26 protein-coding genes are annotated in these 25,408 nt (G+C 48.8%); 9 read left to right on the top strand and 17 right to left on the bottom strand.

Translation table 11 applies throughout. From position 1 onward, the window contains the following. Positions 1-297: 297 nt before the first annotated feature. Positions 298-654, bottom strand: coding sequence for a roadblock/LC7 domain-containing protein (locus tag JIE71_RS10870; protein ID WP_199508734.1), 357 nt, complete (start codon positions 652-654; stop codon positions 298-300). Between the two features lie 468 nt (positions 655-1,122). Next, on the bottom strand, positions 1,123-1,497 hold the full coding sequence (erpA, locus tag JIE71_RS10865; protein WP_199508733.1) for an iron-sulfur cluster insertion protein ErpA: 375 nt from the start codon (positions 1,495-1,497) through the stop codon (positions 1,123-1,125). A 306-nt stretch (positions 1,498-1,803) separates the two neighbouring features. Here erpA and JIE71_RS10860 point away from each other — a divergent pair, with 306 nt between their 5' ends. From JIE71_RS10860 to JIE71_RS10850, 3 genes are all read left to right on the top strand, one after another. Next, complete coding sequence (locus tag JIE71_RS10860) at positions 1,804-3,795, top strand: ABC-F family ATP-binding cassette domain-containing protein (protein WP_199508732.1); 1,992 nt, start codon at positions 1,804-1,806, stop codon at positions 3,793-3,795. Positions 3,796-3,905: 110 nt separating this feature from the next. After that, on the top strand, positions 3,906-4,397 hold the full coding sequence (locus tag JIE71_RS10855) for a DUF3015 family protein (protein WP_199508731.1): 492 nt from the start codon (positions 3,906-3,908) through the stop codon (positions 4,395-4,397). A 308-nt stretch (positions 4,398-4,705) separates the two neighbouring features. After that, positions 4,706-6,682, top strand: a complete 1,977-nt coding sequence (locus JIE71_RS10850) for a DUF4105 domain-containing protein (protein ID WP_199508730.1) — start codon at positions 4,706-4,708, stop codon at positions 6,680-6,682. A gap of 88 nt (positions 6,683-6,770) precedes the next feature. Here JIE71_RS10850 and JIE71_RS10845 read toward each other — a convergent pair whose 3' ends face one another. After that, entirely contained in the window at positions 6,771-7,133 is a 363-nt protein-coding gene (locus tag JIE71_RS10845) for a septal ring lytic transglycosylase RlpA family protein (RefSeq protein ID WP_199508729.1), read from the bottom strand. 595 nt (positions 7,134-7,728) lie between these two features. Here JIE71_RS10845 and JIE71_RS10840 point away from each other — a divergent pair. Both JIE71_RS10840 and JIE71_RS10835 read left to right on the top strand, forming a co-directional pair. Continuing rightward, complete coding sequence (locus JIE71_RS10840; protein WP_199508728.1) at positions 7,729-8,748, top strand: DnaJ C-terminal domain-containing protein; 1,020 nt, start codon at positions 7,729-7,731, stop codon at positions 8,746-8,748. Between the two features lie 72 nt (positions 8,749-8,820). Then, on the top strand, positions 8,821-9,141 hold the full coding sequence (locus tag JIE71_RS10835; RefSeq protein WP_199508727.1) for a chaperone modulator CbpM: 321 nt from the start codon (positions 8,821-8,823) through the stop codon (positions 9,139-9,141). 132 nt (positions 9,142-9,273) lie between these two features. On the opposite strand, the gene sstT is transcribed toward JIE71_RS10835, so the two are convergent. The 3 genes from sstT to JIE71_RS10820 form a co-directional block, all read right to left on the bottom strand. After that, positions 9,274-10,476 (bottom strand): serine/threonine transporter SstT, encoded by a 1,203-nt coding sequence (gene sstT / locus JIE71_RS10830; protein ID WP_199508726.1) that lies wholly within the window; start codon positions 10,474-10,476, stop codon positions 9,274-9,276. Between the two features lie 210 nt (positions 10,477-10,686). Continuing rightward, positions 10,687-11,145, bottom strand: a complete 459-nt coding sequence (locus JIE71_RS10825; RefSeq protein WP_199508725.1) for a DNA polymerase III subunit chi — start codon at positions 11,143-11,145, stop codon at positions 10,687-10,689. A 6-nt stretch (positions 11,146-11,151) separates the two neighbouring features. Then, on the bottom strand, positions 11,152-12,765 hold the full coding sequence (locus tag JIE71_RS10820; protein ID WP_199508724.1) for a leucyl aminopeptidase: 1,614 nt from the start codon (positions 12,763-12,765) through the stop codon (positions 11,152-11,154). Between the two features lie 266 nt (positions 12,766-13,031). On the opposite strand from JIE71_RS10820, the gene JIE71_RS10815 reads away from it, so the two are divergent. Together JIE71_RS10815 and lptG are read left to right on the top strand one after the other, a co-directional pair. Beyond that, a complete protein-coding gene (locus JIE71_RS10815) occupies positions 13,032-14,273 on the top strand; it encodes an LPS export ABC transporter permease LptF (protein ID WP_199508723.1) in 1,242 nt (413 codons plus the stop codon). Further along, entirely contained in the window at positions 14,273-15,433 is a 1,161-nt protein-coding gene (gene lptG, locus JIE71_RS10810; RefSeq protein ID WP_199508722.1) for an LPS export ABC transporter permease LptG, read from the top strand. The genes JIE71_RS10815 and lptG overlap by 1 nt, the downstream gene beginning before the upstream one ends. A gap of 89 nt (positions 15,434-15,522) precedes the next feature. On the opposite strand, the gene JIE71_RS10805 is transcribed toward lptG, so the two are convergent. The 9 genes from JIE71_RS10805 to recN all read right to left on the bottom strand — a co-directional run bounded on the left by JIE71_RS10805 (position 15,523) and on the right by recN (position 21,954). Beyond that, a complete protein-coding gene (locus JIE71_RS10805; RefSeq protein ID WP_199508721.1) occupies positions 15,523-16,131 on the bottom strand; it encodes a class I SAM-dependent methyltransferase in 609 nt (202 codons plus the stop codon). Positions 16,132-16,294: 163 nt separating this feature from the next. Beyond that, the gene (locus JIE71_RS10800) at positions 16,295-16,642 is read right to left on the bottom strand and encodes a hypothetical protein (RefSeq protein ID WP_199508720.1); all 348 of its coding nucleotides are present in this window, start codon (positions 16,640-16,642) and stop codon (positions 16,295-16,297) included. A gap of 142 nt (positions 16,643-16,784) precedes the next feature. Then, a complete protein-coding gene (locus JIE71_RS10795) occupies positions 16,785-17,123 on the bottom strand; it encodes a DUF3817 domain-containing protein (protein ID WP_323126933.1) in 339 nt (112 codons plus the stop codon). 45 nt (positions 17,124-17,168) lie between these two features. Then, positions 17,169-18,107 (bottom strand): site-specific tyrosine recombinase XerD, encoded by a 939-nt coding sequence (gene xerD, locus JIE71_RS10790; RefSeq protein ID WP_199508719.1) that lies wholly within the window; start codon positions 18,105-18,107, stop codon positions 17,169-17,171. 25 nt (positions 18,108-18,132) lie between these two features. Then, a complete protein-coding gene (gene tusA, locus JIE71_RS10785) occupies positions 18,133-18,399 on the bottom strand; it encodes a sulfurtransferase TusA (protein ID WP_199508718.1) in 267 nt (88 codons plus the stop codon). Positions 18,400-18,467: 68 nt separating this feature from the next. Next, positions 18,468-18,932, bottom strand: coding sequence for a hypothetical protein (locus tag JIE71_RS10780; protein WP_199508717.1), 465 nt, complete (start codon positions 18,930-18,932; stop codon positions 18,468-18,470). 119 nt (positions 18,933-19,051) lie between these two features. Next, positions 19,052-19,561: a Holliday junction resolvase RuvX gene (gene ruvX / locus JIE71_RS10775; RefSeq protein WP_199508716.1), complete on the bottom strand. Its 510-nt coding sequence runs from the start codon at positions 19,559-19,561 to the stop codon at positions 19,052-19,054. An 85-nt stretch (positions 19,562-19,646) separates the two neighbouring features. Next, a complete protein-coding gene (locus tag JIE71_RS10770) occupies positions 19,647-20,210 on the bottom strand; it encodes a YqgE/AlgH family protein (RefSeq protein WP_199508715.1) in 564 nt (187 codons plus the stop codon). A gap of 73 nt (positions 20,211-20,283) precedes the next feature. Then, positions 20,284-21,954, bottom strand: a complete 1,671-nt coding sequence (recN, locus tag JIE71_RS10765) for a DNA repair protein RecN (protein WP_199508714.1) — start codon at positions 21,952-21,954, stop codon at positions 20,284-20,286. A gap of 547 nt (positions 21,955-22,501) precedes the next feature. On the opposite strand from recN, the gene JIE71_RS10760 reads away from it, so the two are divergent. Both JIE71_RS10760 and rlmB read left to right on the top strand, forming a co-directional pair. Next, entirely contained in the window at positions 22,502-22,837 is a 336-nt protein-coding gene (locus tag JIE71_RS10760; protein ID WP_199508713.1) for a pyrimidine/purine nucleoside phosphorylase, read from the top strand. Between the two features lie 68 nt (positions 22,838-22,905). Beyond that, on the top strand, positions 22,906-23,664 hold the full coding sequence (gene rlmB / locus JIE71_RS10755; protein WP_199508712.1) for a 23S rRNA (guanosine(2251)-2'-O)-methyltransferase RlmB: 759 nt from the start codon (positions 22,906-22,908) through the stop codon (positions 23,662-23,664). A gap of 8 nt (positions 23,665-23,672) precedes the next feature. On the opposite strand, the gene coaE is transcribed toward rlmB, so the two are convergent. Next, positions 23,673-24,338 (bottom strand): dephospho-CoA kinase, encoded by a 666-nt coding sequence (gene coaE / locus JIE71_RS10750; protein WP_199508711.1) that lies wholly within the window; start codon positions 24,336-24,338, stop codon positions 23,673-23,675. A 157-nt stretch (positions 24,339-24,495) separates the two neighbouring features. Next, positions 24,496-25,395, bottom strand: a complete 900-nt coding sequence (locus JIE71_RS10745; protein WP_199508710.1) for a prepilin peptidase — start codon at positions 25,393-25,395, stop codon at positions 24,496-24,498. Between the last annotated feature and the right edge of the window lie 13 nt (positions 25,396-25,408).

Raw genomic sequence — 25,408 nt, 5'->3', positions numbered from 1 at the left:
AGAGGGTCATAATTGCGTCAGTGTAGCCTAAAGTGCCTGCAAAAACTATGCACGATTACAAATTCAGTAATCTTTGCCTGCCAGCATCTGCGGGGATATGGCCCATATTTTTGTCACTGTATGGTAGTGGTATAAATACCGTTTCGCTGAAGTAAAAAATACAGATAAAAAAAGCACCCAAAACAAGTCAGGTGCTTTTTTTGTCAAGACACTGCGTGTGCATATAAAAAAGACAAACACGTCTGAACTTTATCATACACAACGCTTAAGTATCGGTATCATGTCCTAAAGCAAGGATTAAGCAAAATCAAGCTCAGTTTCAAAGCTCTTTAGATTGTGACGAGCCATTGCTAGGTTTGACTTTTGACGGTCAAGCACTAGGTATAAAAATAAGTTTTCATTGCGTACCAGTGGGCGGAGCAGGTGATATTGCTTGCTTAGAGTAATCAAGATGTCTTCGATACTTTCGTTTAGGTTTAGTGCTGAAGCCACTTTACGCTTTGCGCGCAAGACTTCAGTGTTACCTGCCGCTGCAAGCTCAAGGTCAATACCTGTACCGATGGTCGCTAGTGCCAGTCCCGACTCGCTGTCTACCAAAGCAGCTGCAACGAAACCATCAATTTCATTTAACGCATCAAGAGATAACTTTGCCATGACGTACATCCTTTCATATATTTAGTATTAAAAAACATTGTTATTACTATCGATATCAGTCGGTCTATTAGCGGCTGACCCACTGTAGTCACTTTAAAAACCATTTCATATTACCCATAGATGTGGCGCATAAGCAACCGATATTGCCAATATCTTTTGGCGTTTATTTTTATGACCACAGGACTTTAAAATAATATATCTGCACCTAAGTGTAAAATAATTTCGAGTGGTGAAAGTGGTTTCGTGGTAAAAACAATCTGAGTATCTACAGTCAATACAACAAACAATAAAGACAACTTAATGGTTTGGTATAAATGAAGCAACAAAAAACCGACTAAGGGTGCTCAAGACCGCTTAATCGGTTAGTGGCAATACTGCAATACTAAGATAAGAGCAGCAGACAATAGGACATATCACAAATGTTATGAATGCTTATTTACGGATATTCGATGCCCTAAAAGCCCTACTTTAAATAGAGAACGAGGAGCCGCAGCCGCATGTGGTGGTGGCGTTGGGGTTTTGTACGATAAAGCGCGCCCCTTCTAACCCTTCGGTATAGTCGATGGTCGAGCCTTGCAAATACTGATAGCTGAGTGAATCGACCACTAAAGTCACATCAGCATTGTCAAAGCTGGCATCGTCTTCATTTAAGTCATTAGCAAAGTTAAAACCATAAGAGAAGCCCGAACAACCACCGCCCGTCACATACACGCGCAGCATCAGATTGCTGTCGCCTTCTTCTTCGCGCAGACGACGTACCTTTTGCGCCGCACTGTCTGTCAGATTCAGTACGGTCGGGTCCACAGGTTGACTGGGATTGTATTGGTTGGCTGATTCGTTCATATCTACCTCAGAGGCTAGCAGCAAGGGCAAAAAAGAGAGTGCTAATAGGAGTACTATTAAGATATTGGCTGTGCTTGATACACAAGATTGTCCCGATGGACATAAGGTTTATTGTCATCAGGCAGTATATCATAATAAGGGGTCACAAAAATTTATCAAGGCGGCAGTGATATCGTTGGCGGTGGTATTTTGTCAAAACCTTGGCAAGTTTGCCTATATAATGTGGGTTTGAGACAATGCGCGCTATAAAGGGCGATGGGTTGTCTGCCAAGCACCTTGCCTGCCGATGATTACTGAGATGAATTTATGATAGAGCTAAAAGATGTGAGCGTGCGCCGCGATGGGCGCGAATTGTTTTCGGGCGCAAGTTTTCAGCTGCATCCCAAACAAAAAGTCGGGCTGACAGGCAATAATGGTACAGGCAAATCGACCTTGTTTGCCTTATTGCTTACGCACATGGGCATCAAAGACACTGAGGTGACCACCGACAGCGGGACGCTGAGTATCCCCGACAGCTGGCACGTGGCGCACATGGCGCAGGAAGTAGAAGCCAGCGACCAAACGGCCATTGATTATGTGTTAAGCGGCGATGAAGAGTGGTATAGGATTAATCAGTCATTAAGTCAATTAGATACCCTAAGCGATACTGAGATTGGCACGTTGCACCAGCGCTTTGATGAGATTGATGGCTACCGCACCCCAACCAAAGCGGCGCAAATCATGGCAGGCTTGGGCTTTAATGTGCAGCAGCACGAATTGCCTGTCTCAGGATTTTCGGGTGGCTGGCGCATGCGTCTAAACCTTGCCAAAACCTTGATGAGCCGCGCCGATTTATTACTGCTCGATGAGCCGACCAACCACTTGGACTTGGACGCAATTTTGTGGCTGGAGACGTGGATTAACCAGTTTGATGGTTTGGTCATTGTCATCTCGCACGACCAAGCGTTTTTGGACGCCACGGTTGGACACATTTTGCACGTGGAACAACAAAAAATCACCTTATATACAGGCAACTATCAGCAGTTTGTGCGCACGCGCAGCGAACGCCTTGCCCAGCAGCAACAAGCCTTTGAAAAGCAGCAAGCCACCCGCGCGCATATGGAAGACTTTATTCGCCGTTTCCGTGCCAAAGCCAGTAAAGCCAAGCAAGCACAAAGCCGTATTAAGCAGCTCGAGCGCATGAGCGAGCTGTCACCTGTCATGGCGGACAATCCATTCTCGTTTCAATTTTATGAGCCGACACACATGAGCAGCCCGCTGATTACACTCTCGCAAGCGGCTGTTGGTTACAGTCAAGATACGCCGCTACTGCGCGGTATCAATGTTGAAGTCACGCCCGATACCCGCCTTGGGCTGCTCGGTATGAATGGCGCGGGCAAGTCAACGTTGATCAAGGCACTGGTCGGTGAGCTGCCACTGATATCAGGGCAGCATCGCGTCTCGGACACATTAAAGCTCGGCTATTTTAATCAGCATCAGATGGACAGCCTTGATGCGGACGCAACCCCGATGCAGATGCTGCGCCGCTTGGCAGGCACGACCTCGGACGCGGATTTGCGCGCCTTTTTGGGCAGCTTTGATTTTCGCGGCGAGCGCATTGATACGCCGAGTCGTCTGTTCTCAGGCGGGGAGCGGGCGCGTTTAACCTTAGCATTGATTGTTTGGCAGCGCCCTAATGTCTTAGTACTCGATGAGCCGACCAACCATTTAGACTTACAAATGCGTCAGGCATTGACCTTGGCATTGCAAGGCTTTGAGGGCGCAGTGGTCTTGGTCTCGCACGACCGTGAATTAATCGCCAACGTCTGCGACTCGTTGTATTTGGTGCATGACGGCAAGGTGGATGACTTTGAGGGCGACATCAGTGACTACAGCAAATGGCTGGCCGATAAGCGTAAAGAAGCGAACAGCAGTGACAAACAAATCTCTGTTTCACATGAAACATCAAAAAAAACCAGCAACGCAGACACCCCAACCGTACCCAGCGCCGCACCTGCAGACAACAAGCCTGCACTCAGTAAAGAAGAGCAGCGCAAACGTGCCGCCCAGCAGCGTAAGCAAACCGCGCCGCTACGCCGTCAAATTGAAACGCTAGAGAAAAAGCTGAGCACACTTGAGAGCAAACAAGCAGAAGTCGAAGACAAACTGTCAGACACCACGCTGTATGAAGAGCAAAATAAAAACGCCTTACTCAAGCTGCTCGATGAGCAAAGCCAACTACAAAAACAGCACGACGCGGAAGAAGAGGCGCTGCTGATGGTAATGACGGAGCTTGAGGAGATGGAAGCGGGGTTTTAACAATAAATTTTTGTACGGAGTAAAATATTAAAATTTGTCGAAAAAAGCTTGCTAAAATCTTAAGCTTTTGTAAAATATGCCTGGAAAATAAACATTTTTGAGGAAATTTTATGTTAAAAAAGTTTGCTATCGCGACCGTATGTGCGGCAATGATGCCATTGACTGCTGCCAATGCAGACTTGGGTTCAAATTTTAAAACTGCCGATACTGGTCGCTCTATTGAGCAAATCTACAAAGAGTGTGGTCTTGGTGGCGCGTTATTCGGGAACTCAAGCCCTATTCTAGCCATCATCTCAAACGTGACTTGGGATTTGGGTACAACAGCAGCGACTTCTGACTCAATGTCACCAAATACGTGCCAAGGCGGTAATGTCCGTGCGGCAGTATTGATTAAAGAAGCATTCCCAAGTGTCGAAAAAGACCTAGCCGCAGGTCAAGGCGCGCATTTGTCAGCCCTACAAAACATTGCTGGCTGCCATTCAGTAGCTAACATTCGTAAAGAATACGGCGCATACGCGCAAACTTCAGCGTATAGCAACGCGACACAAGACCAAAATGCTGAAGCCCTATACGGCATCGTATCAAACAGCTGCGCCATCTAAGGATAGCGTACGTTATCACCACGATGGACGCTTAGCGTCAGCATGGCGATAACTGGATGCTAGGGCGTGTCTTCAATGCAAACGTCTGTGACTAAATGGGCTAAAAACGGCTAAATCTTGCCAAACATCGTCAAAAGTTTTGTGAATATATCTATATTCTCTGTAATTTTTTCCTTGTTTGACTACGATTTATCTCACTTTTATCACCATTTTTAAAATGAAGACACGCCCTAAAAAAACACGTAATCTTCGCGTTTACGTGTTTTTTTATGCGGTATATACCGCAGCTTTTATGACGATGGGGCGTTATGTCAATACAACAGGTGGGGTTACGCAGGGCGCGATTGTACGCGGGCGTTATTGTTGCAGTGCATACTTTGGCGGCACATGCAGCCGTGCCTAGAGAGGCGCCGCGTCAAATCAGCGATGCAGCACATACAAAAAATGCGCCAGCGGTTATTCATGAGCGCATTGTGCCTGATGCGCCTACGGTATCCATGATATCCAGCGTTCGCGAGCAAAAGCTACACGCACTGGCGACGCATCCACAGTGGCAGCATCTGTTATTTTATAAACATCATAAAGCAGAGGTCATTTCGGATAATTTCTATCTGACGCAGCCAAAGGCGCAACCAACAAAGTCGCTAAATCCTTATGATGAGCTGGTTGCTACGCTACAGGCGGCAAATGATAAGGCAATCCTCTGCCATTATCCTGCACGCTATCTGTGGCTCAGTCATCAGCTGCCTGATTTTCAGGTTGATTTGGCAGCGTGCCTTGATTTGCCCAATGCAAATCAACAAGTCAGCCTTATGCTGGTCAGCAGCTATCTTAAAAACCCTGCCTCGTCTTTCGGTCATGTGTTGGTCAAAACCCGCGATGCCAAAGCACCCTCTAGCGACAGTCATCAGGCAGCAGTCCAAGGCGGCTTATCGAGTGAAGACTTATTAAACGATACTTACAACTTTGGTGCGCGCATTCCCAGCAATGAAAATGGCGTGATGTACGCCTTAAAAGGGCTGTTTGGGTTTTACGATGCGGGATTTTCTAAGACCGAGTTTTTTAAACAAGATGCCGTATATTCTAAAAACGAGCAGCGCGACATGTGGGAATACGTGCTCAATCTTGATCCCTTTCATACCCAGCTGTTGAATTATCATTTGTATGAAGCCCAGCAAGCGCGGTTTGATTATTACTTTATTAAGCAAAACTGTGGCTACCGCTCAGGCGAGATTTTGGAGCTGGTCAGTGACATCAAAACCACCGAGCGTTTGGGCGCATGGTACGCACCAGATTATGTGTTTGATCAATTGGTCGAATACCAAAGCACTGATGAACCACTAATTGCAGCGGTACGCTATCTGCCATCAGAGCAAACCCAGCTGCGCGCCACATTCGTGCAGCTGCCCAAAAAGGTACAAACGGCAATTAATGCCTTTATTGACAGTGAAGACATCAGCACACTTGCAGCGCTGAGCGAGAAAGAGCAGGCACTGGCGACTGATTTTTTGATTTTGCACCGCAACTATAAAATATCTCAAGACGATACGCCTGAACATCGCGCCGTTAAAAAGGCACTGTTAAGCCAGCGTTTTTTATTGCCTGCCGATAATACTTTGGCGACGATGCCTGTCCCTGACAAACCCTCGCCCGCGCTTAGTAATAAGACCACGCAAACCACCGTCAGCATCGGCAGCGATACTGCCAAGCTTGGCATGTCATTATTCGTCAAAGACCCGCTCAACACCTACACCGACATCGACAAACGCTTTGAGACCATGCAGCTCACGCTCGGCTATGATTACGATGCCAACGATGTGGCAGTGACTGACTTTGTATTTTTAGACATGCAGCAGATAGAGGACGTGGCGCAGCCGCTGCATGGCGAACCCAAATTGTCTTGGCAGCTCAAGACAGGCGCGCGCGAAGATGTGTTTACAGGCGCGCATCACAGCCCGTACGCCACAGTGGGTATTGGCGCAGGGATTAAGTTTGATGATGATATGCTTGGCTATGGCATGTTGAACACCGCCGTACATGACCAAGAGTCGCATGCAGATGTGGGGCTAGAGCTTGGACTGCGCGTCAAAGCACACGACCGCGCCGCTGAGCTGTCGTATCAGCTGACCAAGCGTGCGTCATATCCTGCGGCGCAGCTCACGACGCTGACATTGCGCCAGCAGCTGAGCAAAAACAACGATGCGCGATTGATCGTGATGCATGGCGAAGATACTTATGATTCAGATGGGGTCTCTGCCAGTGCCGCATGGCATCATTACTGGTAAATCGAAAAAAGATCATATCAGTCATAAAAAAAGGGAAAGTCCATCGCTTTCCCTTTTTGCTTGGTGTTTCTACTATTTTCTATATCGACTATTCTCTACGGTATTTGCCATCGCCGTAAGAGAGGATTTTCATGGTCGTGGTGCAGAGCTGACAGTTGATTTTATTCGCGGCTGCTTTTGATAAGTCGAGCACGCGACCATGTGCGTAAGGCCCTCTGTCGGTGATTTTTACAATAACGCTTTCTTTGGTCTTTTGGTTGGTGACTTTCACCTTGGTACCAAAGGGCAGGGTTTTGTGTGCGGCAGTTAACGCATTCATGTTAAAGATGCTTCCGCTGGCGGTACGCTTGCCATGAAACTTGCTGCCGTAATAACTGGTATTGGCGGCAAAAACGCTGGTGCTCATGACGAGCGATAACACGACAGCCATAGATTTAATAAAATAAGACATTAAATACCTTTTGTGATAAACAAAACAGACAAATTGTGTTGTCTATATAAGTGGTACACATCATTGATTAGGAACAGGTATGTATGCTACAAGACTAAGTTTGTTGTATTCTTGCAGCTTTGTAAAAAACAATTAAAATCAAAGTCTTACAGGAAATATTGTGTCTTAGAATCAAACATTGCTTCAATAAAAAACTTACGTTTGCTATTTTTTGTATCACTATCTTACCCATAACGCATGTGTATTTTAGCGACTAAAAGCATAACTTTAGCGTTGATACCTGAGTACGACTTCTCAAACCTACCTTCATCGTATCTCCAGTACATTGTAGCTAGCGCCACGTTTTGCTTTAAAACTCTGAGCTTTAGTATTCCTGTGCAGGGTCTTTGTATAAGCTTCTATAGTGGTGACTACCAAAAGCCAAGCGCGCCTGCTAGGATAAGTTATCAGTCAACAAACGGCGCAAAGGGTAGTATTGATCAGTTTGACAAGTGTCAATTAAAAACAAAGATTCTGACGGACACATGCACCCTTTCACACGTTTAAGGTTGTCTATAAATAGAATAAATCAGTATCTACTTTAAGGAAAAATAACATGGCAGAAAAAAACTACTACGAAATCTTGGGTGTCAGTCGTGACGCCAATGATGGCGATATTAAGAAAAAATACCGCAAGCTGGTGCGCCAATATCATCCCGATGTCAGCGATGCGCCCGATGCCGACGCTAAAATCGCTGAGATTAACAACGCCTATGAAACCTTGCGTGATAAAGACAAACGCGCTGAATATGACGCGATGCTCGATAATCCTTTTGCGCAGCAAGGCGGCTTTGGTGGTCAGGGCGGCTTTGGTGGCAGCGCAGGACAACAAGGCGGTTTTCGCTGGGAAGACATCAAAGACCAGTTTGGTGATGGCGCGGCATTCGGCGGCGGTGACTTCCGCTTTGACGATATTTTTTCAGCCTTTGGGCGTGGCGCACGTGGCGGCAGTACGCAAAATCAAGGCGGCTTTGGTGGTGGGGGTGGTTTTGGTGGTGCGGGCGGTTTCGGCGCGGACACCCAAGGGCAAGACCAGCACGCCAGCATCAATGTGGACTTGGCGTCGGTCTATTCAGGCGATGACTACAGCATTAAACTAAACGTCCCTGTACGCCAGCCCAACGGCAGCATCAGCCACGAAAACAAAACCCTAAAAATCAAAATCCCCAAAGGTATTACGAGTGGCAAGCAAATCCGCTTAAGCGGGCAGGGCGGTGCCAGCATGGGCAATGGCAAAAATGGCGACTTGTTTTTAAAGGTTAACATCACACACGCCGACAATATTCGCCTAGAAGGCGCGGACGTGTATCAGACCATCAACATCACGCCATGGGAAGCAGCGCTCGGCGATACCCTGAACGTCAGCACGCCCGCGGGCACACTTGGGGTGCGTATTCCAGAGAACAGCAAATCAGGCAGCAACTTGCGTCTAAAAGGCAAAGGCATTCCTGCAAAGAGCGCAGGCGATTTGTATTTGACCTTAAACATCGTCAACCCAAAAGTACAGAGCGAGGCGCAAAAACAAGCTTATGAAGCGCTCAAGGCGGCGTTTGCTGACAGCAGTATCAGCCGCTAAACGGACGGTATCACAGACCACACCATAAGGATAAACGCGTCATAACAACAAAAAGAAATAAGGATAACGACTATGAAACACTCTACCGAGTTGACCGACCTTGTCATGACCTTGGACGAGCTGGTTGCCGCCTGCGGGCAAGAGCGTCAATGGGTCTTGGCATTGATTGAAGAAAACATCATCGAGTATGAAGTCCCTGAGCAGCAGCAATTTAGCGGCTATCAGCTCAGCACTGTGCGCCGCGCCTCACGTCTGAGTCGCGATTTTGATGCCAGCGTACCTGCAATTGGCTTGATACTCGATTTGCTCGCTGAGGTTGAGACGCTGCGCGAGTTTAAGCGCCAGCAACTTGCCCAGCAGCATTATATTGAGATTGATATGTCTGATCATTAAACGTATACTTTACGCTATATCAATGTTATCTGGGTTCTGCTAATAGGTCACAGCACTAATAGCCATAAAAAAAGGGTCGGCTTATGATGAGCCAACCCTTTTTTCATTTAAATACCGCAGTCAATAAACGACTTAACGAGAATATTTTGGATCGGCCGCAGCGGTAAATAAGACATCCGTCGATGAGTTCAATGCCGTCTCTGCCGAATCCTGAATCACACTGATAATAAAGCCGATAGCAACGACCTGCATGGCAATGTCGTTGGGAATGCTGAACAAGCTACAAGCGAGTGGAATCAGCAGCAATGAGCCGCCTGCAACACCCGAAGCACCGCATGCACTGACGGTTGCGACTAGGCTTAGTAGTAATGCTGAAGCAAAGCTAACTTCGATACCGAGCGTGTGCGCCGCCGCTAAGGTCAAGACGTTGATGGTGATTGCCGCGCCAGCCATATTGATAGTCGCACCCAGTGGAATGGTTACCGAATACGTGTCTTCGTGCACGCCAAGCTTTGCCGCAAGGTTCATGTTTACAGGAATGTTCGCCGCTGAGCTGCGGGTAAAAAAGGCAGTAATGCCTGATTCGCGCAAGCAAGTGAATACCAGTGGATATGGGTTTTTGCGGGTCTTTGCAAAGACAATCAGCGGATTGGCAATCAAGGCAATAAACAGCATACAGCCAACCAAAATAGCAAGAATACGCGCATAACCTGCCAAAGCGTCAAAGCCCGTTTCGGCGATGGTATTGGCAACCAAACCAAAGATACCAAATGGCGCTAAAGCAATGACCCACTTGACCACTTGTGAGATGGCATCAGAAAAGTCAATAACGACTTTTCTTGCCGTTTCACTGGCACTACGCAAGGCAAAACCAATGACAATCGCCCAGGCTAAGATGCCCATATAGTTGGCATTGGCAATGGCATTGACGGGGTTTGCCACCAAGTTCATAAGCAGCGTGGTCAAGACTTCTTGCACGTTGGCAGGGGGCGCTTGTTCTACAGTGCTGTTGACCAACACCAAGTCAGTTGGGAATAAAAAGCTGGCTGCAACGGCGGTCAATGCCGCCAAAAATGTGCCAAAGATGTACATAATCAGCACGGGCTTAACATACACCTCGCCACCTTTTTGATGCTGACAAATCGCTGCCATCACCAAAATAAACACCAAAATTGGTGCCACCGCCTTTAGCGCGCCGACGAACAGCGTTCCAAGTAGTCCGAGCGCCACGCCGACACTTGGCAACAGCCAGCCCACCAGTACGCCAAGCACCAACCCGATAATAATCAGTGGCACCAGTCCTATTCGTTGGTACATTGCTATTAATGAACGCATCAATCCACCCTCATCCTTATTGATAATCCGATAATGTCAAAACAGCATGATAAATGGGCGGAGATGGTAGCATTTTTTTGCTGCTGCGCCTACTCACGCATGCTTATCGGCAGTAGAATTGTGGGTTTTTGATGAGATACAGCGAGGTAGAAGGAGTATTGATAACGGTTGGTTTTTGCGACATAAAACAAAGGGTTATGAGAAGAAGTGCTATAAGCGAAAATGCTCAAGGGTCGCCCCTTGCTGCTGGTAATGCTTATATTTGTCGCGCCCCGTTGCCACGCTGTTATCATCAGGACGGATAATTTCTAAAATACGGCTGATGCCTTGCGGCGGATGCGTACTGGTATCGCCAATCGGTGAATCATTGAGATTCAGTACCAAGCCTTGAAACTCAGGGGGAAGCGCCTGACACAAATAGGCGATGGGTACTTGCCGCGCCTCAGTTGGTATAGGCGCCTCTTGATTGTCCATCAGCTGATGCGGAATAAAGCTGTCCGCCTGCTGTGTCCACAGTAGGGTATCGAGCTGGGTTAATAAATCGCGATCACTGGCGACAATCGCCAGCGGCGCGCTGCTTTGCTGTAGCACCTTTTGTGTCAATTGACAAACAAAGCCCAAGATATCTTGGGCTTTATTGTCGTTTAATAAGTAAAAACTGACCTGCATAGCAGTTTAGACCGCTTCAGCATGGTTTTTTAGGTACTGCATAAATAGCGGTACAGGACGACCTGTCGCGGCTTTTTGTGCGCCTGAGTTCCACGCGGTGCCTGCGATGTCTAAGTGCGCCCAAGGTTGACCATCTTCGACAAAGCGCGATAGGAAGCACGCAGCAGTGACCGAGCCTGCGGCGCGGCCGCCGATGTTTTGCATGTCCGCGATGGGCGAATCGAGCTGCGTCTGGTACGCGTCATCCATCGGCATGTGCCATACCAAATCGCCCGATTGTTCACTGGCGTTCTCAAGGTCGAACAACACGTCTTCATCGTTGCTGTATACGGCTGAACGGTGATGCCCAAGCGCAATAATACACGCACCTGTTAGTGTTGCCACATCAATGATGGCAGCAGGCTGGTAGTTTTGCTGTACGTAGCATAAGGTATCGGCAAGTACTAAACGACCTTCGGCATCGGTGTTTAGGATTTCAACCGATTTACCATTCATCGCGGTGACAATATCGCCAGGACGGGACGCATCGCCTGAAGGCATGTTTTCTGCGCACGCCAAGGCGCCAACGACATTAATGGGCAAGCGCGCTTCGCACAAGGCTTTGATGGTACCGATAACCGCGGCTGAGCCGCCCATGTCAAATTTCATCTCATCCATGGCTGCACCTGGCTTGATAGAGATACCGCCTGAATCAAAGGTCACGCCCTTACCCACGAGTACAATCGGCGCGTCATCTGAGGTGTCTACGGTTTTGGTGGTGTCTGCGTCTTTGGCTTTTTTGCTCGGTAATTTACCCGCTAAGGTTTTTAGTGCGCCAGTTTTCACCGCGTTGGTGGTGATACCTGATTTGCCGCGATATTCTAAGATGACCAATTTGCCTTCTTTGCTTGAGCCTTGGGCAACGGCTAAGAAACAGTTCATGCCAAGCTCAGCCATGTCGTGCTCGTCCAATACCTTGACGGTTAATAGGTCAGGATAGGCTTTTTCAAGCGCAAGCGCTTGGTCGGCCATATAGGCAGGGAAGCAAATATTACCTGGCTCATTCGCCACGTCACGCGTCAGGCTTTGACCTGCAAACACGGCTTTGGCAAAGTCGACCGCAGGCGCGTAACGCTCATCAGCAAGCAGATAAATTGCAGTGAGACGCGGGGTCGTTTGCTCAGATTTGTATTTGTCAAAGCGGTAGCTGGCTGCCAATAGCTCTAACGCAAACTGCTGCACGCGGGTGCTGTCAAGAGCATCATCGAGCGCGATGGTCAGTGCTTCAACGCGTTTTTGCGTGTTGTCATAAATGGTACGCGCGATTTTTTGTAAGCCTGCTTGGTTGAGTTTGTCGGCATTGCCCACGCCTACGAGTAACAATTGAATGGGATTTTGCTTGGTGGTTTTTTTGTCTCCTGCCAAGGCATAATCGACCACGGTTTCGCCCGCTTTGCCTTTAAAATGAGAGACCTCAATCAATTGCTCAATGCGCGTTTGATAATCGCCAAGCGAGCCGCCCAAGATATTTTGTTCCTCATCGACCAACACCACAAGGCATGAGGCATCTTTTGGCGTGGGTTTTTTCAGTATTTTTTTGGTGTGCGTTAGCGGCAGTTGGTTGGTTAAACTGATATGCATATTGTTATCCTTTTTTATCAACTTTATAAAAAACGCCTTATGTTAAGGTGTTGGCTGCTAATAAGTAGTCTTTGCCTATAAGGCGCGCAAATATGACGAACAGTGTAGCATATCAGATGGCAAAGACGCTGTCTGCAAGGCTTGGGTAATGTTTGCAAACACTTTCGCCCGCCATTTTTTACAAAAACGTGCTAGCATTAGCGGTTATTTTTTGGCCTTTTGCCTTGGTTTAACGTGAGCTTTGTCCGATGATATTACGCCGCTATATGACCCGTCAGGTTGCGTCTACCACCGCCCTTGTTTTGGGATTTTTGGTGGTACTCATGCTGGGTGGGCGTTTGATACGTTATTTTGGTATCGCGGCAGAAGGCGGGCTGGATATCAGCCTGCTGTTTGTGATTATCGGTTATAACTTACCGTATTTTTTAGAGCTGATTTTGCCGCTGTCGTTCTTCATTGGTTTGATGCTGGTGTTTGGACGACTGTATGTTGACCAAGAAATGGCCGTAATTAATGGCAGCGGACTGTCCCGCGGCAAGCTTGCGCGCTTAATGACGCCACTGATTTTGGTGCTTTTTGTGTTTGAGGCAGGCTTGTCAGTCGTTGCGAAACCTTGGGGTGTGGGCGCTTCAGAAGCGGTATGGCAGCAACAAGCGCTGAGCAGTGCCTTTGATTTGATTCGTCCGCGTGAGTTTATTAGCAGCGGCAATTACCATCTGTATGTCGGCAGCTTAAGCGATGATAAAAAACAGCTGCAAGATGTGGTGTTGATTCAAAATAAAGACAACAGTGTAGAGACAGCAAACAACAGCGCCGACGGCGAGCAAACGACGGTTGATGAAGCGACGATTAATGACAATCTACCGCGTGCTCTGACCACCAGTATTGATAACGTGCCCTCGATTCGTAAAGACATCATTACGCTTGCCAAGCGCGCCGAGCAGGTTGAAGGCAGCGAGAATGGGCAGGCGCAGCTCGACTTGTTTCAAGGTCGCCGCTACGAAGTCGCCGCCAACAGTTTAAAATACAACCAAGTCAGCTTTGACCGTTATCGCATCACTTTGAACGAATCTCCCAAAGAAGTAGTAACCGAAGACAATATCGAAACCCAAGCCATCATGCCGCTATGGCAAGCCGCGACCCGTGGCGAGTCGGCACGCGATGATACGGCGGTGATGGCCGCACAAGCTGAGCTGGGCTACCGTTTGGCCTTGCCGTGGTTGATGATTATTGCGTCCATGCTTGCCGTACCGCTTGCCCAAGTCCGTCCGCGGCAAGGGCGCTGGCTACGTTTGTTCCCCTCGATTTTATTGTTCGTCAGCTGTGCGCTCGGCATCATTTCTCTAAAAAATGCCGTAGCAAAAGGCAGTGTCAGTGTGTGGTCGTATGCGTGGCTGGTGGTCAGCTTTATGCTGCTGGCACTATATCTGAATTGGGGCAGCCGTATTCAACATCGTGTACGTTTTCGCACGTCAAAAGACGCGGCGCAGCAAGGAGGAGCACGCTAATGCCATGGTCTGAATTGCCTGCACTGCGCGTATTGTCGCGTTATGTCAAATGGAATGCGCTGGCCTCAATTGTGGCAGCAGTCGCAGGTCTATGGGCGCTGCAAGTGGTGTTTGCTTATTTATCTGAACTCGATTCGCTTAGCGACAGCTATACCATGGGCGATGCTATGCGCTTTATTCTGTATCGTTCGCCGTACTTTTTAGAGCAGTTTATGCCGACAGGGGCGCTGCTCGGTGCGGTGGTTGGCTTGGGTCTGCTGGCCAATAAAAGCGAGCTGGTGGTCATGCGTGCCGCTGGCGTGAGTATTTATCGTATTGTCGGCTGGGTCTTACAGCCTGCGCTGGTATTTGTGGTGCTCGCCTTAGCGCTCAATCAGTTCGTGCTGCCACACAGCAATCAGCTGGCAAATGACATCAATAGTGACGACGGTGACAGCATCACTTCAGTACGCGGTTATTGGAGCGTACAACCACGCGTGGCGGCAACAGCAGAAGATGAAGCGGCGGGTGGCAATGATATTTTATATATCGACTATGCTGATGTCGCGGGCAATCTAGGCACGATTAAGCGCTGGCATTTGGATGACAATGGCAACTTGGTTACCGCGATTCGTGCATCTAGTGGAAACTACGATGGCGAAGTCCAAGTCCCTGATGGCAATGGCGAGCCGCAAAGCCGCTATGTGTGGCGCCTGAACAACATGACCGAGCTGAGCATCGCCCAAGGCTTTGACAGCTCGCAAGTCCAAAGTGCCAGTGACACGCTGGTCTTGCCATTTGCGCCAAAGTCGGTATCGCTATTAACCCGTGATGCCGAAAACTTATCGCTCACCGAGTTGTATGCGCATCGTCAGCTGATGGCGGAACAAAACAAGCGCTCGCTGTCACATGAGCTGGCATTTTGGCAAAAGCTATTATCACCTTTATCTATCTTATCTTTGGTCGTGGTTGCCTGCTCTTTTGTTTTTGGCTCATTGCGCACGCACAGTTTGGGTTTGCGTATTGTGGTGGCGCTACTGTTCGGTCTGCTCTTTAGCTATCTTCAGGACTTGGTCGGGTTTATATCTTTGGCGACAGGATGGTCACCGATGCTGATGGTGTTGCTGCCGATTGTCGCCAGTGCAGGACTGGGACTGCATTTTATTAAGCGGCAAATGTAAAAATCACACTGCAGAACGGCATAAAAAAAGCACCCAAAGTAAGGGTGCTTTTTTGTGATTAAATACTGAAAGACGTCTAGCATTTCGTCTTAGTCTTTGGTCGCCATCGTGATGGTATAGGTTTTGCCTTGTTTCACTTTTGAGGCGTGCCCAAAAACTTCGGTAAAGGCGCGGCGCATAAACTGACGCAAACCATTAATCGTCACCACATAAAAACGCCCACCGCTACGCATACGCGCATGCGCGTCGAGCAAATATAAATAGTGCTGCTCTTTGCCCACTTTGGCAGGCAAGTTGGACATTACAAGGCTAAAGTCCTTGTTTGGGTCAACATGGTTAAAGCCGTTTGATAAGTGCACATCGACATTGTGCAGGCTATTTTTTTCACAGTTTTGGCGGGCATATTCCACCGCCATAAAATCCTTGTCCACCAAGGTATGCTGACCGTTTGGACACTCACGCGCGGCAGTCATACCAAGTACGCCATAGCCGCAGCCCAAATCAATCGAATCATCATCAGGCAAAAAATCCACATAATCGAGCAGCATCAGGCTGCCGTCATCGAGCTTTTGCGGGGAAAAAATGCCCCACGTGGTGGTAAAGTCAAAGGGCTTGCCGAGCACGTCTTGGCGAAAGGCAATGTCCTCACGCCAGTGCTGGGCGTTTCTTAACAAGTCGGCAGGCGGTCGATGGCTCATGGGATTCCCAAACTATTGATATATAAAAAGTGCGAGACATAGGCGCCCGCTAAGATAGCCGCTATTGTAGCGGCAAATAGGGAATTTTGCAGCATCCGATTGACAGAATTGTTGGCGCTGATGATTGTCGATACTGACGCATATCTGGTTTTAATACGCGTCATTAATTGACGACTTTGATACTGCGCGGACTGGGTACAATCATATACACGTTGGGCGTTTCTATCACTTCAAGTGCAGTCAATGAGATGGTATCACCGATATGACCGTCAAACTTTTCACCACGCGAAAAATCCGTCACCGTAGTGTATTCTTGTCCTTTGCTATCGCGTAAAAATAGAATTTGACCATGCTCAGTGGGACGAACCATCTCTACTTGTAGCTGCATTTGCTGGGCACTCGGGGCAGTAGTTGCGCTGCTAGTATCGCTCGCCATCATCGGCGCAGTCGTACTACACGCGGTTAAAACTATTAAGCCTGAGCATAATAAGGTACTTAAAAACGTCTTCATTGAGTCTCCTTTTATGGCTGGTTATGACAATAATAGCAAGATTGATGCGATTGAGGACAAAATTTATTGACCATTAGCAGAGCTGCTGTGCTGATTTTTGTCATTAAATCAGTAACTAACGCCATATCAAATGCTTTTATTATCATTCACCCAAGCGCTTCTTTAACACATAATCAAACACAAACGGACCAAAGGGCAAAAATGAACCAATCACGCCAGCGGGTATTGCCCAAAGCGGTAATTTGATTTTCGCTGCCGTAAAAAACAGCACCACAATATAAGCGATAAATAGCGCGCCATGTGCCATGCCGACATAGCGCACCATCTCAGGCATGCCGAGCATGTATTTGAGCGGCATCGCCACGCACAAAAGGAGTAAAAAAGACGTGCCTTCTAAATAGCCCATGACGGTCAGTTTTTTTAAGGCAAACTGTTGTGATTGGCTTAAAGCAGAGGCAGGGGTTGATGATGCGTAAGACACAATACAATCCTTGGGTCGTCAATAAATAAGATTTGAAAATGGTATTCACCCGCGTGGGTGATGCTCGGCGTGCAGTTGTTGCAGACGCGCAGTCGCCACATGGGTATAAATCTGCGTGGTGGACAAGTCGCTGTGCCCGAGTAGTAGCTGGACGCTGCGTAAGTCCGCGCCATGATTAATCAGGTGCGTGGCAAAGGCATGGCGCAAGGTGTGCGGGGACAACTCTTTGTCAATCGCGGCGGTTTTGGCATAGCGCTTAATTAAATACCAAAAGTTTTGCCGCGTCATATAGCCACCTTGTGCGGTTAAAAACACCGCTTGGCAGTTGCCCGCCTTAAGATGCGCCACCAGCTCGCCGCGCCCGTAGGTTAAGTAATCCTCAAGCGCGCCCAACGCATATTCTCCAAGCGGCACAAGGCGCGTTTTGTTGCCCTTACCCGTAATCTGTAGCCAGCCTGCGTTTAGATTGACCTGCTCCAGCGTGAGATGTATCAGCTCGCTGACGCGCAGCCCGCAGGCGTACAATACCTCAAGCATTGCCTTATCACGCAGTCCGAGCGCAGTGTCCAAATCGGGCGCAGCAAGTAGGCTTTCGACATCGGCTTCGGACAAGTCCTTGGGCAAACTGCGTCCAAGCTTGGGCGTTTTGATACGCGCGCACGGATTGTCTTCGCGCACGTTTTCCGTCACCTGCCAGCCAAAAAACTGACGTAAGCTTGAGAGCACGCGTGCTTGGGTGCGGGCGGTTTTATTGTCGCGGGACAAGGTGGCTAAATAATGCTGCACATCTTCTGCTTGCCAATCAGGCAGCGGTGTGGCGGTACTTTGGATGGCATGATGCAAGTCGCGGATATAGGCATTGCGTGAGCGCGTGGCCAGACCGCGTGCCACGAGGGCGGCGCGAAAGTCGCTTAAATACGGCGGCTCCGCGTCGATGGCGACGGCTTTGGGTTTTCTGGGCTGTAGGGCGCGGTCACGGCTCATAACGGCTCACTTGGCTCATTGAACACTACAGCAATTTTTTCTTAACCAAATAGCGATAGCGTTCAGGGCTCACCGCTTCGGTATCTTGTCCAAGCAGCGTGTGCCCCAAATGGCGACAAAAATTAGGAATATCGCGGGTGGTGGCAGGGTCGGTTGCCAAAATCTCAATTACCTCACCGCCGTCCGCCTTGCGAATCGCTTTGTGCAGCAGCATCACAGGCTCAGGGCAAATCAGCCCTTGGGTGTCCAAGTGATGGTCAATATGAATTTCATTTAATGCAGCATCAGTCATAATCAAGCCCGCTTAGTCATCGTTATCAATATAAAAGGTAAGAAAAAGGTATGCGATTAAAGCGTACTTTATTCAACGGCCGTGCCTTGATGCGCCTCGGTGTCGGCTAAAAATTTAAAAAAGCGTCTAAAGTTGGCACGAAATAAAAACGCCACGCCCAGCCACGATGCCAGCCCAATCCAAATACTTGAGGCGAATAACAAACCGCCAATCAATAACACGGTCGAGATACCAACGCTCAGCGTAATCATTGACGGCTGGCTTAAGCGGTAACGGTACAGTACGAGCGCATCATAAACCGTTAAAGGAATGGTCAGCGCAATCAGCACATACGGCAGATAATAAAACAGCTGATACAGCACATCACTGCTATGAAAGCGCTGCAAACTGGCTATCGTCCCAAAGACAATAAACGCTGCCAGCGCGGCATAGCACAGATAGATGGCGATGGTGTTGGCACGCTTTGCGCCCTCAATACGCGCAATGGCAAGGGGAGAAAAACCATGCCGCAGGGCATCAGAGGATTGGCTCATAACAAACAATACCAGCGGTTAAAAAAAGAGACGCATTATATCAAGACCATGGCGTATAGGTATTATCTCGCGCCTGCCAGCAGACAGCCGCGAGATAATAGATGAATGGTCAACAAGCCCTAGCCTTTTGCCAGTGCGGCAATGGGCACGGCGCTCGTTGGCTCAGAAAAATACGCCGAGAGCAAAATACAAGCGGAGATGTCATCAATCGGGTCGTTTGGCTGCTGAATCCAGCCTTCATCCCATGCCAGCTCGCGCGCAGCAACCGAGGTCAAGCGCTCATCGCACAGCAGTACCTCGACCGCCATACGCCGTTCGCTTAAGCGGTGCGCAAGGCGGCGGGCAAATTTGTGCGCGCGTTTGGAGAGCATGGAGCTGCTGCCGTCCATATTCAGTGGCAAACCGACCACCACTTGGGTCACTTTCCACACATCAATGATGCCGAGCAAATTGTCCCAATCAGGCTGACCGTTGTCCATCGCTAAAATATCAAAGGCACGCGCAGTATTGGTAATACTATTACCGAGCGCCATGCCCATTTTTTTGACCCCATAATCGAGTCCCAATATCAGCTGCGGCTTGTCATGTGTGCGTGCGGGTGCAGCGCTCATCGCCTCAGACAGCGTCATGGTAGCTACCTTTTGTTATCATCAAAAACCCTCAGTATATGGTCTCTGGTTATTGTGCTTAAATTATAACAGCCAGCCATTGCCATCAGGCATGACCAATGTCACTGCTTAAGCGCTCAAAATCGACCCCAATCTTATCCGCGGCCACTTGCCAGCGCTCATCAAACGGGGTATCAAACAATAAGGACAAATCGGCAGGACAAACCAACCAATCGCCACTTTCTAGCTCTTCTTCCAACTGCTTTTTGTTCCAGCTGGCGTGTCCCAAACATAGGTGGTAGTGCCCAACGCCCTGACCTGCCGCGATACGCTTTAAAATATCTTGGCTGGTGGTGATGCAGACATTTTCAGAAATCGCAAACGACGATGCCCACATCGGCTGTCCTGTATGCAGCACAAAGCCGACCTCAGGATACAGCGGACCGCCTGCCAATGCCAAATCGTCCATCACTTCAGGGGTGCTCACTTCAATGCCCAAATCTTCGAGCAGTTTGCCCACGCGCGCGGCGGGTATCGGACGATTGACCATCAGCCCAAGGGCGCCCTTATCGTCATGACGACAGATATAAATGAGCGACTGCGCAAAACGCGGGTCGGGCATTTGCGGCGCGGCAATTAAGAAGTGATGCGTCAAGTTGGTTTTGGACATAAGGGCACATATAAACGGTGAATAGAACCTTACTATATGGCGATATCCCCTAAAAAATCAACACAGTGTCCACTTAGGCATGCACATCTTGTAATAAGCTGCGCGCGTGTTCACGGGTCACCTCAGTGATGTTTACCCCGCCTGACATCCGCGCCAGCTCATCCACTTTGGCATCGCCTTCGAGCACGTCAAGGGCGCTCTCGCTTTGTTCTTCATGGTGTTTTTTGACCAAGATATGCTGATGCGCTTGCGCGGCAACTTGGGCTTGGTGGGTGATGGCGAGCAGCTGCTGTTTGTCGCCAAGCTTACGCAGCATCGCGCCGACCACTTGCGCAGTCGCGCCACTAATACCCACATCGACCTCATCAAATACCAGCATCGGTTTTTGCTCATCCGTGCCTTTGGTGGCTTGTAGCACTTGCATCACTAGCGCCATCCGCGACAGCTCACCGCCCGAGGCAATTTTGTGCAGCGCTTGCATCGGCATACCCACGTTGGCACTAAACTGTAGCTCAATATCATATAAGCCTGTCGCGTTGCCTTGAGTTTTGGGCATAAAGACAAATTCGCAGCGCGCATTGGGCAAGGCCAGCGGCTGTAAATGCGTCACCAGCTGCTCGCACACCATGGGCGCGGCGGCTTGGCGCTCATGGTGCAGCTGCTCGGCAAGGGCTAAGTACGTCTGCCACGCGCTGTCAATTTGTGCAGACATGGCAGCGCTACTGGGCGCATTTTCTAGCGTCTCCAGTTCGTCTTGCCATTCTTTTGCGGTGTCTATCAGCGCCCCTGTCAACACCCCATGTTTACGTGACAAACGGTGCCCAAGGCTGATGAGGTTATCAAGGGTTTGTAAGCGCTCAGGGTCAGGAAGCTGCTGCTCGGCATAGTCGCGCAGTAGTGCCGTGACGTCAATAATGTGCTGCTGCGCCAAATACAGCTGCTCGGAGGCTTGCGCAAAGGTTTGGCTGACACTGCTTTGTCCATCGCACAGCTTGATGGTTTGCCCAATCAAGGTCATCACATCAGGCTCATCGCTGTCGTTGTCGAGCAAATGTAGGCTGTGGCTTGCCTCAACCATCAGTGCTTCGATATTGGACAGCTCTTCGTGCTCGGCTTCAATCGCCGCATAATCGATGTCTAATAAAGGCGCAACATCGCTTAATTGGCTGTTTAATAAAGTGATGCGGTCTTGGCGCTGCGCCTCGTGTGCGGCAATCTCTTTGGCTTCACGCACCAGCGCTTGATGGGCGTAATAGGCCTCTGCGGTTTGTTTGGCAAGTTTGCTGGTCGCCGCCATTTCATCGAGCCATTCAACCACAAATTGCGGCTTTAATAAGGCTTGCTGTGCGTGCTGGCTGTGCATACTGACGAGCAGCGCGCCCAAGCTTTTTAATTCAGCAAGGCTAACGGGCGTACCATTAAGCCATGCTTTTGAACGTCCATTACGGCTAAGCTGTCTGCGAATCATCACCTCAGGCTCATCAAGCGTGCGCTCATGCGCGGCAAACCAATCGGTGACCGCCTGATGATTGGCAACATCAAATTGCGCGTAAATATCCGCGTGCGGCGCGCCGTGTCTGACCATGGCACTGTCCGCGCGCCCGCCAATACACAGCAGCAGCGCGTCAAGCAGCAACGATTTGCCCGCGCCTGTCTCACCCGTAATGACGTTAAAGCCCTCAGACAAGCCAATCTCATGCTCAGCAATCAAGGCAAACTGGTACAGCGTTAAAGATAGTAGCATCAAGTTCTCTCATGACAGACAAAAAAGGCGATACCGCCAGTGTGGACACAGCAATAAGGCAGCTTAAACTGCAGCAAACAGACGCAAAGAAACGCGCCAAAATACGCCATAGATGGTCATTAGCCTAGCCATAACCATGCCCAAAAGCAACCAAATTATGCGTGCTATTGTAGCTTAATTTGTGTCTGATAAAATCAACTTTATGAAACTAAAGTTATTGATAATGATGAATAATTTTTTTAAATCTACGAAAATTCTGTCTTGCCATTCGTACAAATCCCTACGCATTCTACTGCCTTGTAACAAACTTTACAGATATAATGTGGTAGCATTATCTTACCTAATCACAAACTCAGCGCACAATTTGCATAGGCTTTATGTACATAATGGTCATAGCCTGCTTTATGGTGACTGACTACATAAACAGAGTGAACCGATAAGGGAGCGTAGCCGCGTTATACCGTGAATGGTATACAGCTAAAAGGATACGCATCTTGCAGTGACTTATTTTTTAGTTTAGCAATAATTATTTGATAAGGAAGCCACTATGTCAGCGGCACAATATAAGAATGTGACCATCAATGCGCAAGCCAGCATCTCTTATGATGGACGTTGCTCAAGCCATACCATTATGTTCGAAGACGGTCGCCAAAAGACCCTTGGGGTAATTTTGCCTTGCGACAACATGGTCGAGCATTACCAATTTATTACCAATACCTCAGAGCGTATCGACATCATCAGCGGCGAATGCGAAGTGCAGCTACATGGCGAAGAAGACTTCAGCTATTACCGTGCAGGTCAGGGTTTTGTGGTTGAAGGCGACAGCGGCTTTAATTTGCGTACCGAAGAGATTGTACAGTACGTTTGTCATTTAGAAGGCTAATCGCCGATAACGACAGTTGATAGTCTGCCGCCACGTGCGGCAGTTGTTTTTTTAATGGTAGGCTTATTATGGCAAAACCCATTTATTTTTATGGTATCCATGCGATTGACGCATTATTAAACCAGCGTCCTATGGATGCGCTGAGCTTATTTGTGCAGCAAGGTCGTGACAAAGACCCGCATGTGGCACAGATTATCGAAACTGCGAATGCCCATGGCACGAGCGTCCAATACAGCCAAAAAGACAAGTTAAGCCAGTTGTGCGGTAGTCCGCAGCATCAGGGAGTGGTACTGCATGCGCGTCCGCTCAGCTTTGCCGATGAGCGCTGCTTGGATACCCTTATTAATGATGAGCAGTGCTTGTTTTTGATCCTTGATCAAATCACAGACGCGCATAACTTTGGCGCGTGTTTGCGCACGGCTGTGGCAATGGGTGTGGATGCGGTAATTATTCCCAAGCACCACGCTGCCAGCCTCACACCAACCGTTGCCAAAGTCTCTGTTGGTGCAGCAGAATTAATGCCGATTGTTAGCGTGACCAATTTAGCGCGTACCTTAGGGCAGTTAAAACAGGCAGGCGTGTTTGTGTATGGTACCGCGCTTGAAGCCGATGCCAAGCCTATTAGCGCGGTCGATATGCGCGGCAAAACAGCACTCGTTATGGGCTCTGAAGGCGAAGGCATGCGCCGATTGACCATGGAATGCTGTGATGAGCTGGTGTACATTCCCATGTCAGGCAACGCGCAAGGCAACCTACAAAGCCTAAATGTCAGTGTTGCCACAGGCATGGCGCTCTATGAAATCAACCGTCAGCGTCAGTCTGATTAAGCGTTATTCTAAACGCCCGCCAAACTTAAATACTGTGCGTGTAGCGGCTCTAGCTGCGCGTACAATGCCTCAAGGCTTGATTCGTTATACACCACATCATCAGCGTGTTTATTGCGCTCGCTCCGCGCCAACTGATTGGCCATAATGTTTTTGATTTTGGCGACACTTTGATCATCGCGTAGACTGGCACGCGCCAACTGCGCGTCCTCTGGGGCATCAATCACCAAAATACGCTGGCATAAATTGGCCAGCCCTGCTTCTGCTGCCTCAATAAGTAACGGCGCAACCAAGATACTGTAAGGCGAGCGGCTATTGACCAGCTGCTGCTTTGCCGCCTCACGAATGGCGGGATGGGTAATCGCTTCTAGCGTCATCAAGGCGTCAGGATGGTTAAACACATGCGCGCGTACTGCAGGGCGATCCATCTCACCTGAAGGCAAAAGCACCCAATCGCCGAGCTTTCTTTGTATTTTAGCAAGCGTTGGACTGCCTTTTGCCACTACCGCGTGCGCAATGACGTCTGCATCAATCACCTCAATGCCTTGTTTGGCAAACCACGCGCTCGCTGCCGATTTACCGCTACCGATACCGCCTGTCAGACCAATAACGATAGTCGTTGGTGTCTCGTCATTGTTTGTAGATAAAGAAGACGTAATTTGCTGAGTTAATGACATAAAATTGACTTATTCGCTTGGTACTATTAAAAATAAAAAGCGCTCAAAACAAAGAAGCGCCCCATAAAAAAGAACAATAAAGACTAAGGACAGCGTACGTGTTGGGGCGGGGAAAATAGCAATAATAACAGCCCGCCCAGCCCCTCATTATTGCAAATTAAGCATACATACCCAAATACCACGTCACAATATCATTACCATAAAGCAGCGCTACAATGCCCGCGATTGCAATATAAGGGCCAAAGGCAAACGGATGGCTTTCGCCCTCAATCTTCATTAATACAATACCGATAATGGCGCCAAGAAGCGATGATAATAAAATAATCAGTGGCAGCATGGATGCGCCAAGCCATGCGCCGAGTGCTGCTAATAGCTTAAAGTCGCCTTGACCCATACCGTGTTTTTTGGTGAGTAAATAAAAGAGCCACACCACGACCCACAGTGATAAAAAGCCCAACAGCGCTCCCCAAACAGAGGCCGTTGGTGACACAAACCAGCCTTGCGTATTGACTGCAAGACCCAATCCCAATAAAGGAAAGGTCAATCTGTCAGGCAACAGCTGCGTATCAAAATCAATGCCAGTTAACGCAATCAGCACCCATACCAAAACCAGCGCAGACAGCCCTGTCGCCGTCACACCAAAATGATAAATCACGAGCGCCGACAGCAAAGCCGTTACCAGCTCAACAAACGGATAGCGGATACTGATGCGATGCTTACAATCAGAACAGCGACCGCGTAAAAAGAGCCAGCTGATAAGCGGAATATTTTCGTACCAGCGAATACGATGGTCGCAATGGGGACAGCGAGAAGCAGGCGTACTTAATGTAATGGGTGTATCGTTGGTCGCAATATTGACCAAAGGCGCCGTGTGCAGACTGGGCATGTCTGGCTGCGCTGCCAAAAATTGACTCGACTCTTGGCGCCAAGCGTGGTGCATCATCAGCGGCATACGGTGAATGACCACATTTAAAAAACTACCCACACACAGACCAAGCAGCGCAAACAGCACCAAAGCAAGATTCATATTGTCTTGTAATAACGTAAAAAACGACATGACCAACCTATTT

This window comes from Psychrobacter sp. bablab_jr014, from assembly GCF_016464015.1.
Classification (GTDB): Bacteria; Pseudomonadota; Gammaproteobacteria; order Pseudomonadales; family Moraxellaceae; genus Psychrobacter.
The sequence above is the reverse complement of the archived record's forward strand: the minus strand, read 5'-3'. Positions and strand labels throughout refer to the sequence as shown.

Coding starts and splice junctions, on each gene's coding strand:
- JIE71_RS10855 (WP_199508731.1), top strand. CDS start 3,906: ATGTTAAAAAAGTTTGCTATCGCGACCGTATGTGCGGCAATGATGCCA.
- coaE (WP_199508711.1), bottom strand. CDS start 24,338: ATGTCATTAACTCAGCAAATTACGTCTTCTTTATCTACAAACAATGAC.
- JIE71_RS10780 (WP_199508717.1), bottom strand. CDS start 18,932: ATGAGCCAATCCTCTGATGCCCTGCGGCATGGTTTTTCTCCCCTTGCC.
- rlmB (WP_199508712.1), top strand. CDS start 22,906: ATGGCAAAACCCATTTATTTTTATGGTATCCATGCGATTGACGCATTA.
- JIE71_RS10820 (WP_199508724.1), bottom strand. CDS start 12,765: ATGCATATCAGTTTAACCAACCAACTGCCGCTAACGCACACCAAAAAA.
- xerD (WP_199508719.1), bottom strand. CDS start 18,107: ATGAGCCGTGACCGCGCCCTACAGCCCAGAAAACCCAAAGCCGTCGCC.
- JIE71_RS10745 (WP_199508710.1), bottom strand. CDS start 25,395: ATGTCGTTTTTTACGTTATTACAAGACAATATGAATCTTGCTTTGGTG.
- JIE71_RS10845 (WP_199508729.1), bottom strand. CDS start 7,133: ATGTCTTATTTTATTAAATCTATGGCTGTCGTGTTATCGCTCGTCATG.
- JIE71_RS10850 (WP_199508730.1), top strand. CDS start 4,706: ATGTCAATACAACAGGTGGGGTTACGCAGGGCGCGATTGTACGCGGGC.
- ruvX (WP_199508716.1), bottom strand. CDS start 19,561: ATGACGCTGTCTGAGGCGATGAGCGCTGCACCCGCACGCACACATGAC.
- JIE71_RS10840 (WP_199508728.1), top strand. CDS start 7,729: ATGGCAGAAAAAAACTACTACGAAATCTTGGGTGTCAGTCGTGACGCC.
- JIE71_RS10800 (WP_199508720.1), bottom strand. CDS start 16,642: ATGAAGACGTTTTTAAGTACCTTATTATGCTCAGGCTTAATAGTTTTA.
- JIE71_RS10860 (WP_199508732.1), top strand. CDS start 1,804: ATGATAGAGCTAAAAGATGTGAGCGTGCGCCGCGATGGGCGCGAATTG.
- recN (WP_199508714.1), bottom strand. CDS start 21,954: ATGCTACTATCTTTAACGCTGTACCAGTTTGCCTTGATTGCTGAGCAT.
- JIE71_RS10835 (WP_199508727.1), top strand. CDS start 8,821: ATGAAACACTCTACCGAGTTGACCGACCTTGTCATGACCTTGGACGAG.
- JIE71_RS10815 (WP_199508723.1), top strand. CDS start 13,032: ATGACCCGTCAGGTTGCGTCTACCACCGCCCTTGTTTTGGGATTTTTG.
- sstT (WP_199508726.1), bottom strand. CDS start 10,476: ATGCGTTCATTAATAGCAATGTACCAACGAATAGGACTGGTGCCACTG.
- JIE71_RS10805 (WP_199508721.1), bottom strand. CDS start 16,131: ATGAGCCATCGACCGCCTGCCGACTTGTTAAGAAACGCCCAGCACTGG.
- JIE71_RS10870 (WP_199508734.1), bottom strand. CDS start 654: ATGGCAAAGTTATCTCTTGATGCGTTAAATGAAATTGATGGTTTCGTT.
- tusA (WP_199508718.1), bottom strand. CDS start 18,399: ATGACTGATGCTGCATTAAATGAAATTCATATTGACCATCACTTGGAC.
- erpA (WP_199508733.1), bottom strand. CDS start 1,497: ATGAACGAATCAGCCAACCAATACAATCCCAGTCAACCTGTGGACCCG.
- JIE71_RS10825 (WP_199508725.1), bottom strand. CDS start 11,145: ATGCAGGTCAGTTTTTACTTATTAAACGACAATAAAGCCCAAGATATC.
- lptG (WP_199508722.1), top strand. CDS start 14,273: ATGCCATGGTCTGAATTGCCTGCACTGCGCGTATTGTCGCGTTATGTC.
- JIE71_RS10770 (WP_199508715.1), bottom strand. CDS start 20,210: ATGTCCAAAACCAACTTGACGCATCACTTCTTAATTGCCGCGCCGCAA.
- JIE71_RS10760 (WP_199508713.1), top strand. CDS start 22,502: ATGTCAGCGGCACAATATAAGAATGTGACCATCAATGCGCAAGCCAGC.